Genomic DNA, 17,049 nt, shown 5'->3' with positions numbered 1-17,049 from the left:
GCGAGTGGTGTGGACGAGGCTGTCCGACACGCTCGCCATGGCGCAGGCGCGAGGCGAACAAAGTCTATCTTTGCAAGAACGGTTCTAAATCGTCCGGGCGGCGTTTGGGTTGTCAGCAAAATCGCCGTCGTCCATATCGGCGCCGCCACATCAGGAGTGCGGAATGGACGAATTGAACGGCAAGCTGATCGCGTGTCAGATTCTGATCACGGGGTTGATCGCGCGCGTCGCCAATGAGCAGCGCGATCCCTTGCGTTTCCTCACCGACTTCCGCGACGAGATCAAGGCTGTCGTCAATGGTGTCAACATTGCCGGCATGGACAACACCGATCGCGTGCGTGCGACGGCGCAGCGCACCGTCGACGAATTGTTTTCGCTGATGAAGCCGCCGAGCAGCGACTGAGCTGTGGTCTAATTCAGCCTGATCCCGCGCATTCTTCATGCGTGTCTTAGAACGAGTCCAATTTTTGTTTAGATCCGTTCAAGCTGAAATCTAGAATCGTTTTGATCTGGACGTATTCAAGCGTTCTCGCGGCTCGCTCGCATTGACCCGCTATTTTGCCGCCGATACCAACAGCCCATGCGCTCGTCGAAGTGAATGAGCGCACATGAATGTGGGGCCTGTTGTAATGGGGCAGATGGTCGCGCCGAAGTCGTTGCGTTCGGTCGCAGTGTTCGATCTGGCGGATGAGAAGCCGTCGGGTGTTTCCAAGAAAGTCTCGGCCGTCGCGAGCCTGATCGCGGTCGCGTCGGTGTCAAGCGGCGCAGAAGCGCAGCAGTCGGATCTGCCGCCGGTAACGGTCGATGCGCCGATTCAGCGTTTGCGTCCGACGGCTTCAAAGCCAACCCCGGATCAAGTTCGCGCCCGCAACGCTCTTCGGCGCGCTGCGCAGCGCCAGCAGGCCGCGCAGACGGCTCCGGCGACGTCCTCCGGTCCCGCCGACGCCAGCCCCTATGCCGATCCCGCCGCGCCGTACAAGGTCGACCACGTTCAGGCCGGCGGCAAGTTTCCGGAGAAGCTGGTCGACACGCCGAAATCGATCACTGTCCTCAGCAAGGAAGTGCTTGCGGACAAGAACGCCACGACGTTGAAGCAGGCCATTCTCAGCACAGCGGGTGTGACGCTGGGCTCGGGCGAGGGCGGCAACGCTTTCGGCGATCGCTTCTTTATTCGCGGCTTCGATGCGCGCAATGACATTTTCATCGACGGCGTGCGCGATTCCGGGGTCAGCGTCCGTGAAAACTTCTTTACCGAGCAGGTCGAGATTCTACGCGGTCCCGGTTCGACTTTCGCAGGCCGTGGTGTTGCCGGCGGTGCGATCAACATCGTCACCAAGCAGGCAAACACGGAGAAGAGCTTCTACAACATGGACACGACGTTTGGCACCGACCAGACCAAGCGTGTCACGCTCGACGTCAACCAGGTGATCAACCCGACTTTCGCAGTTCGCGCCGGCGGCCTGTTTCAGGATGCCAATGTTGCCGGCCGCGACTTCGTGAAGGACAATCGCGACGGTGCTTTCGTCGCGACGACCTGGAAGCCAACCGACGCGATCAAGATCACAACCGATTACATTCATACCGAATTGACCGGCGTGCCGGATTTCGGCGTGCCCTATTATCGCCCGAGCACTGCGTCGACCGCTGGCGGTCCGTTTCCCGACTTCGGTGCCAACCGCAACAACTGGTACGGCCAGATCAACCGCGACTTCTACCGGACAGGTCAGGACATCGGCACGCTCAATGCGGAAGTGCAGATCACGCCCGATCTGATCGTCAGCAACAAGTTCCGCGCGTCCCGCTCGACCCAGAACTACATCGGAACGCTGCCGGAGAGTCCTGTCATTGCCACGCCGCTTTCAGCCTCGACGCTCACGATGAATCCGCAGAGTCGCCTGCAGATTACCGACGTGCTCGCCAACCAGACCGAGGCGACTTACAAATTCCAGGATGGGGCCGGCTTCAAGCATACCGCGCTGGCGGGGATCGAAGTCGATCGCGAGAGATCGTCGATCGACAAATATCTGGGCCTCACCTCGGAGGGAAACGGAATCCCCGTTAGTCCTTCCGGTTCACCAACGGGTGTCAGCGTCTTCTATCCGCAAGATACGTATCTGCCGGGCAGGGCGCTCGTACTGGCCGGCCTGCCGACCAAGATAGGCATCGATACCGTCAGTGGTTACGTCATGGATAGCGCAAACTATCATGATTTTCTGATCCTCAACGGCGGCTTCCGCTACGACAATTACAACGTCAACACGTCGGGCTACGGAACGATCGGTGGCGTAACCCAGTTCGGCCAGCAGTCGGCTGAATTCCTGATCCCGAACTTCAACCTCGGTCTGACGCTCAAGCCGCTGCCGAATGGCAGCGTCTACGTGGCATATGCGACGTCGGCAAACCCCGTGGGCGCCGAGTTCGACGGCACGAGCACCGCTTATGGCGGTCTCTCGCCTGTCCTCAACGGCAATTCGAACCAGATTTTCGGGCCGGAGAAGAACAGGGCGATCGAGTTCGGCACGAAATGGGAATTGTTCGACCGTCATCTCTTGCTGACAGCGGCGTTGTTCCAGACCGAAAAGGAGAATGCGCGCGAGTCGCGGAACATCACGGCGGCGACGACCACTGCGACTTGCCCCTATCCCGTCACGGTGCCACCGACCACCGGCGCGGTCTCCTGCATTACCGCCGGTGCGGCCTATCGCATCCGCGGTATCGATCTCGGCATCGGCGGCAAGATCACCGACAAATGGAGCGTGTTCGGTGGCCTGGTGCTGATGCAGTCGGAGGTGACGAAGTCGCTGGCTCCGCCGGCTAACGCGACGCTTTATGCTTCGAACATTGGCTTGCCGCTCGCCAACGTCGCACACCAGTCCTTCAGCATGCTGACCAAGTACCAGCTCAACGACACCTGGGAGCTGGGCGGGCAGGCGGTGTACCGCTCGAAAATTTACGGCGGCACTTTGCTTGCGGCCAACCAGGGTACGTCGATTCCGAGCTATTGGCGGTTCGATGCGTTCGCCGAAGCGAAGATCAACAAGAACTGGCAGTTGAAGCTGTTCGTCAACAACATCTTCGACAAGCGCTACTACGACGCGCTGTACCAGAGTGCCGCGCCCTTCGTGCTCGAAGCCCCGGGACGCGCCGCCTATCTGGTTCTGTCCGCGCGCTACTGATGGAGACGTGACGAGGTGCCATGCTGACATGCATAGAAGGCGTTCTGAGCAAAGATGATGTGGCCGAGTTTCGCCGCATCATCGATGCCAGCGAATGGGAAGACGGTCGGTCCACCGCGGGCGCGCAGTCAGCCATGGTCAAGCGCAACGAGCAGTTGCCGCCTGACAGCGAGGTCGCGCGCAAGCTCGGCAATCGCATCATCTCGGCACTGACGTCGAACCCGCAGTTCCTGGCGGCGGCGATCCCGCTGCAGATTTACCCGCCGCTGTTCAATCGCTATGCGGCGAGCGGCGGCCACCATTTCGGCCTGCATGTCGACAACGCGATCCGCGGCGACCGCCTGACCGGCCTTCGTATCCGCACCGATCTTTCGGTCACGCTGTTCCTCAGCGAGCCCGAGGATTACGACGGTGGCGAACTTGTGATCGAGGACAGCTACGGCTCGCACGAAGTCAAGCTGCCGGCCGGGGACTGCGTGCTCTATCCCGCGACCAGCCTGCATCTCGTCACGCCGGTGACGAGGGGGGCACGGGTTGCATCTTTCTTCTGGCTTCAGAGCATGATACGTGACGATCAAGCTCGCAGCACGATCTTTGACCTCGACAGTGCCATTCAGGCGCTGGTGCAACGGCTCGGGCGTGACGATCCCGAAACGGTCAAATTGACGGGTATCTATCACAACCTCATTCGCGCCTGGGCCGAAGTATGAAGATCACATCTTTCCAAGCAAGCCTTGCTGCAGTTGCGCTGCTGGCGGCCACCTGGCTCGCAGTCCCTGTTTCTGCCCAGACACATACCCAGCCGGCGGCACCGGCACCCGTGGCAACTCAGCCGGCTCCGGCTGCTCCCGCAGTCGCGGCACAGCCGGTTGCGGCGCCCGCGCCATCGGCGGCGCCCGTGGCTGCGACGCGCAGCGCACCCGCGACCGACGCTGTCGTGGCCCCGGCATCCGCGGCGGGCGGCGTTGCACCAAAGGCCGGCATCGCACCGGCGATGAAGGAATTGTCGCCTTGGGTGATGTTCATATCCGCTGACGTCATCGTGAAGGCGGTGATGATCGGCCTTGCCTTCGCTTCGCTCGTAACCTGGACGGTCTTCATCGCGAAATCGATCGAGCTGTCGGTCGCCTCCGCCAGGCTGCGTTCGGCGCTGAGGAAAATTGCGGAGGCACGCTCGCTCGCGGACGCACAGATGGCGCTCGGCACCAAAGAGGGCATCCTGCCGTCCTTCCTTTCGGCGGCGCTGCATGAGGCGCGGATGTCGGCGGGCCTCTCCAGCGATGCCAGCATCAAGGAGCGCGCGGCGTCGAGTTTCGCCGAGATCGTGCGCGCGGAAGCGCGCCGCATCCGCATCGGCATGGGCTTCCTCGCCACCATCGGCTCGACATCGCCCTTTGTCGGTCTGTTCGGCACCGTCTGGGGCATTATGAACAGTTTTATTGGCATCTCGAAGTCGCAGACCACCAATCTTGCTGTGGTTGCCCCTGGCATCGCCGAGGCGCTGCTCGCCACTGCCATCGGTCTCGTCGCGGCAATTCCCGCCGTCATCATCTACAATCACTTCTCCCGTGTGACGAAGGGCTATCTCGAGCTGGTCAGCCGCGCTTCGGGGGCGGCGGCGCGGCTGTTGTCGCGCGATCTCGACCGCAGCCACGGCGGCGCGCATTCGCGCGCGGCGGAGTAAGCCATGGCCGTCTCGCTCACCGACAACGATGACGACGACGATTTCTCCGAGACGCATGACATCAACGTCACGCCGTTCATCGACGTCATTCTGGTGCTGCTGATCATCTTCATGGTCGCAGCCCCGCTGTCGACGGTCGACTTGCCGATCGATTTGCCGACCTCGAGCGCGACGCCGCAGAAGAAGCCGGACAAGCCGACCTATCTCAGCATCAAGCGCGATCTGGGACTTGCGATCGGAGAAGACTCGGTCAACCGGGCTGACTTGATCAGGACGCTCGACGGATTGTCCGACATGAGCAAGGATAAATACATCTTCCTCCGTGCCGACCGCTCGGTACCATACGGCGAGCTGATGGGCGTGATGGAGTTATTGCGTTCGGGCGGCTATACGCGGGTCAAGCTGGTCACGCTGGAGGGTGTCAGTGCTCCGGCGGGGCCGGCTGCCGCAGGCCCAGTACAGCCTTAAGGGGCGCCATGTCCGAGTCCGAGCTCAGATCATCCCGGGGGCTGTGGATATTGGCCGCGATAGCGGCGCTCGCGCTCCATCTGGGTGGCGCGGCACTTGCACTCGCAAATTTGCGAGCCGGCGATGGTGATGAGGGATTGGGCGCAGCGGGAGCTGAGTTCGCGGTCGAGCTGGCATCCTCGGAGGCTCAACCTACCGATAAGCCGACTGGGCCCAGCGACTCTGAAGCGCAAGAGGAGCGCCCCGAGCTACCGCAGCAGAAGGCCGAGACCCAGGAGACTCAGCTTCCACAGGATCGGCCGCAACAGGTCGAGGATCCAGACCGCATCGTCGCCGAGCATCAGGCGAAGAAAGAGCAAGACGACGATCCGAAACTAGCTGCTGTTGAAACTCCGGCCATGGAGGCGCAACAAAAGCAGATCGACATGGTGCGGCAGACGTTTGAGGACGCGACCCGCGAAGCCGATAAGGCGCTCGCGCCCGTGGTCGGCATTGGCAAAGATATCCTCAAGCTGACCGAAGACTGGAACCGGAAGATCAGCGCGCACATCAAGCTGCACCAGGTCAATCCGGAGGGCAAGGAAAACAACAATCAAGCGGTGAAAGTGACTTTTACCCTCAACCGGAGAGGGAACGTGCTTTCGGCCGATGTGGTGCAGTCGTCCGGGGATCCCGCTTACGATGCAGCCGCCATCTCGATGATACGGAAGTCTGATCCTTTCGAGCCGCCGCCTGCCAAGCTGACCGAAGATCGTTTCGAGCGGACCATCGAAATCAAATTTACGCCGCCTGACGCAAAGAAGAAAAAGAAGACGGCTCAGCGCCAGTAGAACTTGATCCCCACATAGACCACGACCAGACAGGCGAAGATCAACGCCACCGGGAGCGGACGTTTCTGGGTTCCTCCGACTGCTGCCGCCCCGAAGAAGCTGGTCTTCTTCGGTTTGGGCGCCGGGCGGCGGAAGGCGGTAACATTGTCCGTCGCCGGTTCGGCCGGCCGGCTGCGGACGTCGGGCGGGTTCCCGCCGCCGCCCATCTCCAGATAATAGGATTTGTAGACCTCGGCGATGGCGGCCTCGGTCGCCTCGCCCTCGCTCATCCGCTCCAACAGCTTCTTGTAGCCGTCGAGGAAGCCCTGTGCGTCCGGAGGCAGCGCCGACAACCCATTCAGCTTGGCCATCATCTTCCAGGTGGCGAAATCGGCGCGGGCACGGGTGTCGGCGCGTCGCGCGATCAGCATATCGGCAGCTTTGACCAAGTTGGCCTCTAGCCCTTCGGCTTTGTCTTCAAGGATATCGAATACGGCTTCAACTACGCATTGCCGGTAGCCAAGAGAACAGCTTGAATCACATAACCGGTCAACGTTCGCAGTATTGCTGAAATAACATCAAGATTTAGACCGAACTGGGAACCCGCCAGCGGCAATAGGATCAGGAGCGCGATCAGGATCAGCATGCCGAATGGCTCGAGCCGGGACAGCGGCAAAGCGAGCGGCCGAGGCAATAGCCCGACTGCGACCCGTCCGCCGTCGAGCGGCGGGATCGGCATCATGTTGAAGACCGCCAGCACGGCATTGATCAGCAGTGCATTCTTGAGATTGTCAAAGATCCATTGCGCTGAACCCGCCGGCGCCATGGGCAAAGCGTGGAGCGCGAGGCCCGCGAGCAACGCTAGCAGGATGTTGGTGATGGGGCCGGCGAGGGCGACCCAGACCATGTCCAGCTTTGGATTGTTGAGCTTGCGAAAATTGACCGGCACGGGCTTGGCGTAGCCGAACAGGAACGGCGAATGCGCAAACAGCAGCATCGCCGGCAGGATCAGCGTGCCGAACGGATCGATATGACGGAGCGGGTTGAAGCTGACGCGGCCGAGCTGCCAGGCGGTGTTGTCGCCGAGACGGTGCGCGACGAAGCCATGCGCGGCCTCATGGAAGGTGATGGCGAGCACCAGCGGCAGCACCCAGACTGAGAGATCATAGAGGGAAATGTTCACGTCGCATCCGTTCCGGTTTTGCCAATCGCCTTGCAGACGACCTGGCCAATCCCGGTGCAGCAACGCTTCAGGTCAACATAGGCGGGCCGGTTCCGAAATGCCACGCTGCAAATGATCGGCGAGCATCGCCGCCGGCCGCGACAGATTGCGCGCGCGGTGGAGGCGGATGTCTGCCACAGGCAGCGGCGGCAAGCCGTCGCCCGGCCCGAGCGGGCGAAGGCGAGGCGGCAGGGTGCCGGCCTTGACCACGGTGACCGCGAGGCCCTGCGCGGCGATGGATTCCACCGCCGCCAGCGTCCGGCTGACAAAGGCCAGCCGCCACGGCCGGCCAGCCCGATCGAGCGCTTCCGCGGCCCACTGGCGAAACAGGCAACCAGGCGGATAAAGCGCGACCGGCAGGGTGCCTTCTGCCCTGGCGCGAGGGGTGGCAGCCGCCGCCCAGACGGCTTGCTCCTGCCGCAACAGCTCGCCGTCGCCGCGTCCTTGCGGATGCATGGCGATGACAACGTCATAGGCTTCGCCGAGCCGGGCGGGCATGGTCGCGGTCAGGCCGGTCTCGATCTCGACCCGGACCGTCGGGTGGTCTTTGGCAAAGCTTGCCAGCAGCGGTGGAATGACGATCGTGCCGTAATCGTCCATCACGCCGAGGCGGATGACGGCCTCCGGCTCGCGTGCACGCAGCGCGCTGACTGCTTCTGCATGGAGAGCAAGGATGCGCTGCGCATAGGCGCGCAGTTCGTCGCCCGCCGCGGTCGGCACGACGCCAGTCCGATTGCGCTGAAACAGCCTTGTGCCGATCCGTTGCTCCAGACGCCTGACCTGTACGCTCACCGCCGATTGGGTCCGGTTCAACTGATTAGCTGCGCGCGTGAACGAGCGTTGCTCGGCGACGGCGAGAAAGGCCTTCAGGAGATCGGGATCGAGATCGGGTGCGGTCATGACCGAACGTTATCGCAGCATGACGGAAATTCCATTCCCAGTTTCGGCACGCCTCGTATGCTGTCCGTCAAGCATTCCAGGGGAGGGATCGTGGGCGAGATTCTTGGCGTTCTGGCCGCGGTGCTCTCGAGCGCGCTGGGCGGCACCTCGATCGGTGCCACGCGCTATCTCGTTGGCAGTATCGATCCGCTGGCGATCGGCTCGTTCCGGTTCGGCATTGGCTTTCTGCTGTTGTTGCCGCTGACCCTGCTGCGTGGCGATCGCTGGCCAGAGCGGGCCGATTGGGTTGCCTCATTCGGGCTCGGCATCCTGTTCTTCGCGCTGTTTCCGATCCTGTTCAACGCATCGCTGATCTTCACGACAGCCGCACGCGGTGCGCTCGCGTTGTCGACGCTGCCGTTGTTGTCGCTCGTGATCGGCGCCGCACTCGGCGCCGAAGCTCTAACCTGGCGGAAATCGATCGGCGTCGTGGTGGCGACATCAGGCGTTGCCGTCGCGCTCCTTACCGATCTCGGCTCGGCGCCATCAGGCGCCTGGCGCGGTGATCTCCTGATGATGGCAGCGGCGCTGTGTATGGCGCTGTACGGCATCTGGTCGAAGCCGCTGATCCGGCGCTCCAGTCCGATCGCCTTCACGACCATGAGCATGGCAGCGGGCGCCGCCAGCCTCATCCTGCTCTCGTGTTTCCGCGGCAGCTTTGCGCCCGTCGCGGGCTTTGGCACGCCGCAATGGCTGGCAGCGCTGTATCTCGGCGCGTTCGGTGCAGCACTGACATTCTATCTCTGGGCCTTCGCGCTGGAGCGGACCACGCCGACGCGGGTGGCGATCTCGGTGACGGTCAATCCGATCACGGCATCGCTGGTCGGTGCGTGGCTGCTGAACGAGCCGCTGCGCTGGAATCTCGCGGCGGGAATCGTCGCGGTGTTCGCCGGGATCTGGACGGCCACGACGACAGGACAGCGCATGCAGGCCGCCGGCATCTCCGCGTCGAGCGGGCCCTGACTTCACGCCGGAATCGTCGTCTCGTATTGCTTCAGGCCGTCGTCAAGCTTCACCCAGGCGAGCTTTTCCGAGACCCAGATGTGCTCGGTCGGCGCAAACGCATTCCGGTCGTCGAAGGTCGCGAGCGCCACGCCGGCCAGCGTACCGTTGCGGCGCCAGGCGAACAGCCGCGTGCCGCAGGTCTTGCAGAACACGCGGTCGATGTTTTCGGACGACGCATAGCGGCCGGTGTCACCCTCGACGGTGAGTGCTTTCTGGTCGAACTGGGCGCGCGCGAAATAGGGCGAGCCCATCGCCTTCTGGCAGATGCGGCAATGGCAGATGCGCACGTTCAGCGGCTCGCCTTCCGCCTTGAACCGTACCGCGCCGCACAGGCATCCGCCTTCCCGGATCATGATCGCCTCAATAGGTTGCGCGTCCGCCCGAGATATCGAACACCGCGCCGGTGGAGAAGGCGCAATCCTCGGACGCAAGCCAGGCCACCATCGCGGCCAGCTCCTCGACCTGCACGAAGCGCGCCTTGGGGATTTTCGACAGCATGAAATCGATGTGCTGTTGGGTCATCTGGTCGAAGATCGCGGTCTTGGCCGCGGCTGGTGTCACCGCGTTGACGAGAATGTCGTGGGCGGCGAGCTCCTTGCCGAGCGACTTCGTCAGCGCGATCAGGCCGGCCTTGGACGCCGAATAGTGCGAAGCGTTCGGGTTGCCTTCCTTGCCGGCGATCGAGGCGATGTTCACGATGCGCCCGTATTTCTGCCTGAGCATCACAGGTACGATCGCCTTGCAGACGATGAAGGGGCCATCGAGGTTGATGCGCAGGACTTTCCGCCATTCCTCGAGATCGGTCTCCCAGACCGGCTTGTTGATGCCGGCAATGCCGGCATTGTTGACGAGGATATCGATCTTGCCGAAGGCTTTGAGCGTCGCATCACGCGCCTGATCGACGCCGGTGGTGTCAGTGACGTCAACCGTGAAGACTTTGGTGTGGTCGCCAATCTCCTTGGCGGTCTTCTCGGCCAGTGCGGCATCGAAATCCCAGATCGCGACTTTGGCGCCGGAGGCGACGAAGCGCTCGGTGATGGCGCGGCCAAAGCCCTGCGCGCCGCCGGTGACGACAGCGACGCGGCCGTTGAGATCAATCTTGTTCATGGGGCGTGCCCGGGGTGTCAGAGCATGTAGCCGCCGTCGACGACGAGATCGACGCCGGTGGTGAAGGCGCTCTCGTCGCTGCCGAGATAGACCGCCATATTGGCGATTTCGTCGGCGGTGCCGAGCCGTCCCATCTTCTGGCGGGAAATGAACATTTCCTTGCCCTGCGGTCCCTGCGCGGCGGCGCGGTCGAGCATCGAAGGCGTCTCGACGGTGCCGGGGCAGATCGAGTTGCAGCGGATGCCCTTGGTGATGAAGTCGAGCGCGACCGCGCGCGACAGCAGCGACACCGCCGCCTTCGAGGAGCTGTAGACGTAGCGGTTCGCCGGCGGCCTCAAGGCCGCGCAGGACGAGATATTGACGATGCTGCCGCCGCCGCCCGCGATCATGTCGGGCAGGAAGGCCTTGATGGTCCGGTGCATCGACTTGACGTTGAGGTCGAACGAGAAGTCGAAATCCTCTTCCGAGCATTCCAGGATGGTGCCGTGATGCACGAAGCCGGCGGCGTTGAGCAGGATGTCGATCTTGCCGACGCGTTTTGCAAAAGCGTTGACTTCGGCGGTGTTGCGGACGTCGAGCTTGGCGACCTCGGCGATGCCTTCCTTGGTCAGATCAGCAATGCCGGCCTCGTTGATATCGGTGGCGATGACGGTTGCGCCCTCACGCGCGAATGCGACGGCGCATGCGCGCCCGATGCCTGCCGCTGCAGCCGTGATGACGGCGCGCTTGCCCTTGAGGCGGTTGGCCATGGTGTTGTTCTCCCTAATGTTCGTTCCGATGCTAACCCCACGTCATTGCGAGAAGCTCGTAACAAAATTGCGGAGCAATTTTGCACCGATGCGACGAAGCAATCCAGACTGTCTCCGCGGAGATATCTCTGGATTGCTTCGCTTCGCTCGCAATGACGGTGTGGGCGTCAGTGATTATCCCGCGGCACGCCAAACGCGGTGGCAACGTTCTGGTAGCGCGTGGCGAGCTCTATGCACCCGCCGGTCGATTGCTGGCCGACGGTATTGCGATAGATCTCCTGCCATGGCGTCTGGTTCGGCGGATGCTTGAAGCCGCCGGCGGCCTTGAGGTCTGCGTGGCGCTTCTTCAGCTCCTCGTCCGAGATCAGGATGTTGGCGCTGCCCTTATTGAGGTCGATGCGAACCTTGTCGCCGGTCTTGAGGACGGCGAGCCCGCCGTTGGCGGCAGCTTCCGGCGAGGCGTTGAGGATCGACGGCGAGCCCGAGGTGCCGGACTGGCGGCCGTCGCCGATGCAGGGCAGGGACAGGATGCCACGTTTGATCAGCGCCGCCGGCGGCTGCATGTTCACGACCTCGGCGCCTCCAGGATAACCGATCGGGCCGGTGCCACGGATGAACAGCACGCAGTGCTCGTCGATGTCGAGCGAAGCATCGTCGATCCGCTCGTGATAATCCTCCGGCCCCTCGAACACGATGGCGCGGCCTTCGAAGGCGTTCAGATCTTTCGGATTGCTGAGGTAGCGGTCGCGAAACTCCTTGGAGATCACTGAGGTCTTCATGATCGCGGAATCGAACAGATTGCCCTTCAGCACCAGGAAGCCGGCGTCCTTCACCAGCGGTTTGTCGTAGGCACGGATGACGTCGTTGTCGGGCTGAGCCGCGTTCTTGCAGTTCTCGCCGATGCCGCGGCCATTGACCGTGACCGCGTCCTCATGGATGCGCTTGTGCTTCATCAATTCGCGCACCACGGCGGGCACGCCGCCGGCGCGGTGGAATTCCTCGCCGAGATAGAAGCCGGCCGGCTGCATGTTGACCAAGAGCGGCACGTCGTGGCCGAATTTCTGCCAGTCGTCGATCGACAGCTCGACACCAATATGGCGGGCGAGGGCGTTGATGTGGATCGGCGCGTTGGTTGAGCCGCCGATCGCCGAATTGATGACGATGCAGTTCTCGAACGCCTTGCGGGTCAGGATGTCCGAGGGCTTGAGGTCTTCCCAGACCATCTCGACGATGCGTTTTCCTGTCTCGTAGGCGATCTGGCCGCGCTCGCGATAGGGGGCGGGGATGGCCGCGCAGCCCGGCAGCGAGAAGCCGAGTGCTTCGGCAAGGCCGTTCATGGTCGAGGCCGTGCCCATGGTGTTGCAATGGCCGACCGAGGGCGCCGAGGACGCAACGATCTCCATGAACTCCTCATAGTCGATCTCGCCGGCGGCGAGGCGCTCGCGCGACTTCCAGACGATGGTGCCGGAGCCGGTGCGCTCGCCATTGTGCCAGCCGTTGAGCATCGGGCCGCCCGACAGCACGATCGCGGGCAGGTTGACGGTCGCCGCCGCCATCATGCAGGCCGGCGTGGTCTTGTCGCAGCCGGTGGTCAGCACCACGCCGTCGAGCGGGTAGCCGTAGAGGACCTCGACGAGGCCGAGATAGGCGAGGTTGCGGTCCAGCGCCGCGGTCGGACGCTTGCCAGTCTCCTGGATCGGATGGGTCGGGAACTCCATCGCAATGCCGCCGGCCTCGCGGATGCCTTCGCGGACGCGATGGGCCAGTTCGATATGGTGGCGGTTGCAGGGGGAGAGGTCGTTGCCGGTCTGGGCGATGCCGATGATCGGCTTGCCGGATTGGAGCTCGGCGCGGGTCAGGCCGAAATTCAGATAGCGCTCCATATAGAGCGCGGTCATGCCCGGATTGTGCGGGTTGTTGAACCAGTCCTGCGAGCGAAGGTGGCGGCGCGTGCCGTTGCCGGCGGGCGCATGCCCATTGGTTGGTTTTTTTGTCACGGGTTTCTCCTTCAATGCAAACGCACGGTCCGATGTCGGGGATATCGGCCGGTGCGCTGCCCGGCAGCGCGAGCATGGTACAACCGCCCGCCTGCTGGCGAACGTTTCCTCACAATCGCGATACTACTCATGGCTCGTTGGTAACGCTATCATTTTGTACGGCCGGTGACCATTCCGGCGCGCGCGGGCCGGTCGCCGGCCGCTGCGTCTGCGAGCTCTGCCGCTCGATCACCGTGAAGCCGAGATCGAGCACGGGCTGTTCGGGACGCTTGCCTTCGATCGCCTCGATCAGCATCGCGGCAGCCGTGCTGCCCATCTCATAGCGGTTGGTCCGCACGCTGGTCAGCGTCGGCACCGAGGAGGCCATGAATTCGAGGTCGTTGAAGCCGACGATCGCGATCTGATCGGGGACGGCGATCTCGCGGCGCCGGCACTCGAAGAGAACGCCGAGCGCGAGGTCGTCATTGGCGCAGAACACCGCGTCGATGTCGGGTTCGCGCGCAATCAGATCGGCGAACAGCGCGCCACCGAGGGTCACCGAGGTCGGCGTTGCCGTCGTCACGATCAGTCTTTGGTCGAACAGGCCGGCGTCCTTCATGGCCGCGACATAGCCGTCGAGCCGGCGCTGCACCCGCGGATCCATGCGCGCGCCGACGAAACCGATCCTGCGGCGACCTTGATCGAACAGATGCGTAATCGCTGCGCGCGCCGCATCATAATGGGAAAATCCGATCATCATGTCGACCGGATTGGGCCCGATCTCCATGATCTGGACGATCGGGCAGTCGGCGGCCTCCAGCATCGCGCGCGATTCCGCGGTCTGGTCGATGCCCGTGACGATCAGTCCCGCCGGCTTCTGGGCCAGAAACAGCCGCAGCAGCTTCTCTTCCTGGAGAATGGAGTAGCGCGTGTTGGACAACTGGATCGAGTAGCGGCTGCCTTCGGAGGCGTCATAGATGCCGCGCAGGACGTCGGAGAACACGTTGTTGGTCAGTGACGGAATCAAGACACCGATCACCTCGGTGCGCTGCGAGGCCAGCGCGCGTGCCGCAAGGTTCGGCACATAGCCGAGCTCGCGTGCCGCGCTTTCGACCCGCGTCCGCTTGGCGATCGACAGCGCTTCGGGATTGCGGAAGAAGCGGGACGCCGTAATCGGGCTGACGCCAGCCAGCTCGGCGACTTCCGCCAGCCGAATCTTGCCAGACTTGGTGCGCTTTCGACCCATTTGTTGCTCTTAACACAGTCGCTCCCGCAAACAAAGGAACGTTGACAGCGCTACCAGCAACGACTAACCAAAGACAAATTGCCAAACCCGCACAAACTGCCGACAATGTTGCCTGTTAAGAGAGGCTTCGGGTCGGCGAAGTCCAGAAAAGCAAGACGGTGGCGGCGCGACGGTTGCGTCGTCTAAGTCGGAGGAGGGAGCTAGATGTCGTCTGTGCAAATCCGCGACGTGCGGAAATCGTTCGGCAATTTTGAAGTCCTGCACGGCGTGACGATCCCGATCGAGGACGGCCAGTTCGTCGTCCTGGTTGGCCCCTCCGGCTGCGGCAAGTCGACGCTTCTGCGCATGCTCGCAGGTCTCGAGAACATCACATCAGGCACGATCTCGATCGGCGACCGCGTCGTCAACAATGTCCAGCCCAAGGAGCGGGACATTGCGATGGTGTTCCAGAATTACGCGCTCTACCCGCATATGACGGTCGCCGAGAACATGGGCTTCTCGCTGAAGCTGCGGAATGCCGGCTCCGACGAGATCAACAAGCGCGTCAAGCGCGCCGCCGAGATCCTCGCACTGTCGCCGCTGCTCGACCGCTATCCGCGCCAGCTCTCCGGCGGCCAGCGCCAGCGCGTCGCCATGGGCCGGGCCATCGTGCGCGATCCCCAGGTGTTCCTGTTCGACGAGCCGCTCTCGAACCTCGACGCCAAGCTGCGCGTCGCCATGCGCACCGAGATCAAGGAGCTGCACCAGCGGCTCAAGACCACGACCGTCTACGTCACCCACGACCAGATCGAGGCCATGACCATGGCCGACAAGATCGTCGTGATGCATGACGGCATCGTCGAGCAGATGGGCACGCCGCTCGAGCTCTATGACAAGCCGGACAACCAGTTCGTCGCCGGCTTCATCGGCTCGCCCGCCATGAACTTCCTGAAGGGCCATGTGCGCGTGAACGGCGTTGCGACCTTCGAGGGGCCGAACGGCGTCAAGCTGCCGCTCAAGACCGCGCCGGCCGCCTCCGACGGCAAGCCCGTGGTTTACGGCGTCCGTCCCGAGCATTTCACCATTGCCGACGACGGCGCCGACGCCGAGATCGTCGTGGTCGAGCCGACCGGCTCGGAGACGCAGGTGTTTGCGAAGGTCGGTGGTGAGCAGGTGGTCGCGGTCTTCCGCGAACGTCACCAGTTCAACCCGGGCGATAAGGTCAAACTGAAGCCCGATCCGGACGTGATTCACTTGTTTGACGAGGCGACAGGCAAACGCCTGTAGCGACTTTAGAGCGACCAAATACAATTAAAAAATCAGGGAGAGAATGATGAGCGATTTCGACAGGCGAAGTGTGCTTAAAGCCGGCTTGGGCGGCGCAGCGTTGCTGGCCGGCCCCGGCATCGTCCCCGTCCGCGCGGCGGAGTGGACCAACACGCCGGAGCCGAACGCCTCCATCCGCGTGCTGCGCTGGAAGCAGTTCATCCAGGCCGAGTTCGACAAGTTCGCCGAGCAGACCAAGAAGTTCTCCGAGAAGACCGGCATCAAGGTGAAGCTCGAGGCCGAGAGCTGGGAGGACATTCGTCCCAAGGCCGCGGTCGCCGCCAATGTCGGCGCCGGTCCCGACCTGATCATCGGCACGCTCGACGATCCCCACAAATTCCCGGAGAAGCTGATCGACGTCACCGACGTGGCTCAATATCTCGGGGCCCAGTATGGCGGTTGGTATCCGGTCGCGGAGAAGTACGGCAAGAAGGGCAACAACTGGATCGCGATTCCGCAAGGCGCGACCGGCGGCTGTCTGAACTACCGCATCAGCCACGTGAAGGCTGCGGGCTTCGAGCAATTCCCGAAGGACACCGACGGCTTCCTCAAGCTGTGCCAGGCGCTGAAGAAGAACAACACGCCGGCCGGCTTCGCGCTCGGTCATGCCACCGGCGATGCCAACGGCTGGTGCCAGTGGGCGCTGTGGGCGTTCGGCGGCAAGGTCGTCGATGAGAAGAACCAAGTGGTGCTCGATTCTCCCGAGACGGTCGCGGCCCTCGAATACGTCAAGCAGCTCTATGCGACGTTCATTCCGGGCGTGCTGTCGTGGAACGACTCGAACAACAACAAGGCCTTCCTCAATGGCGAGCTCAGTCTCACGCTGAACGGCATCTCGATCTGGACAGTCGGCAAGACCTCTCCTGATCCCAAGCAGCAGGAGATCGCCAAGGACATGGACCATGCGCCGATGCCGATCGGTCCCGTGGGCAAGCCGACCGAGCAGCAGAACATCCTGGTCTACTACGGCTACAAGCACTCGAAGTATCCGAAGGCGGTCAAGGAATACATCAAGTTCATGATGGACAAGGAGAACTACGACGCCTGGGAGGTTGCCTCCAACGGCTACGTCTCGCCGCCGCTGCCGGCCTACAATGACAATCCGGTGTGGACCTCCGATCCCAAGATCACGCCGTACCGCGACTGCCTCAAGCGCTGTCTGGACAACGGATATGCCGGCGATCTCGGCTATGCCTCGGCCGCCGTCATGGGCGACTTCGTCGTGGTCGACATGTTCGCCGAAGCTGCCTCCGGCTCGGCCACGCCGCAGGAAGCAGCCAAGCGCGCTGCCGAGCGCGCCAAGCGCTACTACCAGGTCTGATCCGCACGCGCGGCGGCGTCCGGTTTGCCGGGCGCCGCCGTC

Annotated in this window: 17 protein-coding genes; 9 read left to right on the top strand and 8 right to left on the bottom strand. The window is 62.9% G+C overall.

All coding sequences use genetic code 11. The features are described 5' to 3' along the window. Nucleotides 1–163: 163 nt before the first annotated feature. The 6 genes from XH89_RS22955 to XH89_RS22930 all read left to right on the top strand — a co-directional run bounded on the left by XH89_RS22955 (nt 164) and on the right by XH89_RS22930 (nt 6,158). Entirely contained in the window at nt 164–403 is a 240-nt protein-coding gene (locus XH89_RS22955) for a hypothetical protein (RefSeq protein ID WP_188101395.1), read from the top strand. A gap of 226 nt (nt 404–629) precedes the next feature. Then, nucleotides 630–3,176, top strand: a complete 2,547-nt coding sequence (locus XH89_RS22950) for a TonB-dependent siderophore receptor (protein ID WP_194468584.1) — start codon at nt 630–632, stop codon at nt 3,174–3,176. 20 nt (nt 3,177–3,196) lie between these two features. After that, nucleotides 3,197–3,886 (top strand): Fe2+-dependent dioxygenase, encoded by a 690-nt coding sequence (locus tag XH89_RS22945; protein ID WP_194462688.1) that lies wholly within the window; start codon nt 3,197–3,199, stop codon nt 3,884–3,886. Beyond that, on the top strand, nt 3,883–4,860 hold the full coding sequence (exbB, locus tag XH89_RS22940) for a tonB-system energizer ExbB (RefSeq protein ID WP_194462687.1): 978 nt from the start codon (nt 3,883–3,885) through the stop codon (nt 4,858–4,860). Before XH89_RS22945 ends, exbB begins: the two co-directional genes overlap by 4 nt. 3 nt (nt 4,861–4,863) lie before the next feature. Then, a complete protein-coding gene (gene exbD, locus XH89_RS22935) occupies nt 4,864–5,328 on the top strand; it encodes a TonB system transport protein ExbD (protein WP_194462686.1) in 465 nt (154 codons plus the stop codon). Nucleotides 5,329–5,336: 8 nt separating this feature from the next. Then, the gene (locus XH89_RS22930; protein WP_194462685.1) at nt 5,337–6,158 is read left to right on the top strand and encodes an energy transducer TonB; all 822 of its coding nucleotides are present in this window, start codon (nt 5,337–5,339) and stop codon (nt 6,156–6,158) included. Here the strand turns inward: XH89_RS22930 and XH89_RS22925 are convergent. From XH89_RS22925 to XH89_RS22915, 3 genes are all read right to left on the bottom strand, one after another. Then, nucleotides 6,146–6,568 carry a hypothetical protein gene (locus XH89_RS22925; protein WP_194468583.1) on the bottom strand — a complete coding sequence of 141 codons (423 nt, stop codon included), beginning with the start codon at nt 6,566–6,568 and terminating at the stop codon, nt 6,146–6,148. The two genes, XH89_RS22930 and XH89_RS22925, sit on opposite strands and share 13 nt — an antisense overlap. Before the next feature lie 71 nt (nt 6,569–6,639). Next, a complete protein-coding gene (locus tag XH89_RS22920) occupies nt 6,640–7,320 on the bottom strand; it encodes a site-2 protease family protein (protein ID WP_194462684.1) in 681 nt (226 codons plus the stop codon). 72 nt (nt 7,321–7,392) lie between these two features. Further along, the gene (locus XH89_RS22915; protein WP_194462683.1) at nt 7,393–8,259 is read right to left on the bottom strand and encodes a LysR family transcriptional regulator; all 867 of its coding nucleotides are present in this window, start codon (nt 8,257–8,259) and stop codon (nt 7,393–7,395) included. A gap of 90 nt (nt 8,260–8,349) precedes the next feature. On the opposite strand from XH89_RS22915, the gene XH89_RS22910 reads away from it, so the two are divergent. Beyond that, nucleotides 8,350–9,261 (top strand): DMT family transporter, encoded by a 912-nt coding sequence (locus XH89_RS22910; RefSeq protein WP_194462682.1) that lies wholly within the window; start codon nt 8,350–8,352, stop codon nt 9,259–9,261. Between the two features lie 2 nt (nt 9,262–9,263). Here the strand turns inward: XH89_RS22910 and XH89_RS22905 are convergent, their stop codons facing one another. From XH89_RS22905 to XH89_RS22885, 5 genes are all read right to left on the bottom strand, one after another. Then, nucleotides 9,264–9,656, bottom strand: coding sequence for a GFA family protein (locus tag XH89_RS22905; protein WP_194462681.1), 393 nt, complete (start codon nt 9,654–9,656; stop codon nt 9,264–9,266). A gap of 7 nt (nt 9,657–9,663) precedes the next feature. Further along, entirely contained in the window at nt 9,664–10,410 is a 747-nt protein-coding gene (locus tag XH89_RS22900) for an SDR family NAD(P)-dependent oxidoreductase (protein ID WP_194462680.1), read from the bottom strand. 17 nt (nt 10,411–10,427) lie between these two features. After that, entirely contained in the window at nt 10,428–11,159 is a 732-nt protein-coding gene (locus XH89_RS22895; RefSeq protein WP_194462679.1) for an SDR family oxidoreductase, read from the bottom strand. 167 nt (nt 11,160–11,326) lie between these two features. Next, nucleotides 11,327–13,156: an IlvD/Edd family dehydratase gene (locus XH89_RS22890; protein ID WP_194462678.1), complete on the bottom strand. Its 1,830-nt coding sequence runs from the start codon at nt 13,154–13,156 to the stop codon at nt 11,327–11,329. A 127-nt stretch (nt 13,157–13,283) separates the two neighbouring features. Further along, the gene (locus XH89_RS22885) at nt 13,284–14,381 is read right to left on the bottom strand and encodes a LacI family DNA-binding transcriptional regulator (protein WP_194462677.1); all 1,098 of its coding nucleotides are present in this window, start codon (nt 14,379–14,381) and stop codon (nt 13,284–13,286) included. Between the two features lie 204 nt (nt 14,382–14,585). On the opposite strand from XH89_RS22885, the gene XH89_RS22880 reads away from it, so the two are divergent. Both XH89_RS22880 and XH89_RS22875 read left to right on the top strand, forming a co-directional pair. Next, complete coding sequence (locus XH89_RS22880; protein ID WP_194462676.1) at nt 14,586–15,647, top strand: ABC transporter ATP-binding protein; 1,062 nt, start codon at nt 14,586–14,588, stop codon at nt 15,645–15,647. Nucleotides 15,648–15,693: 46 nt separating this feature from the next. Then, nucleotides 15,694–17,007: an ABC transporter substrate-binding protein gene (locus XH89_RS22875; protein WP_194462675.1), complete on the top strand. Its 1,314-nt coding sequence runs from the start codon at nt 15,694–15,696 to the stop codon at nt 17,005–17,007. Nucleotides 17,008–17,049: the final 42 nt, after the last annotated feature.

Source organism: Bradyrhizobium sp. CCBAU 53340 (assembly GCF_015291645.1).
Lineage (GTDB): Bacteria > Pseudomonadota > Alphaproteobacteria > Rhizobiales > Xanthobacteraceae > Bradyrhizobium.
The sequence above is the reverse complement of the archived record's forward strand: the minus strand, read 5'-3'. Positions and strand labels throughout refer to the sequence as shown.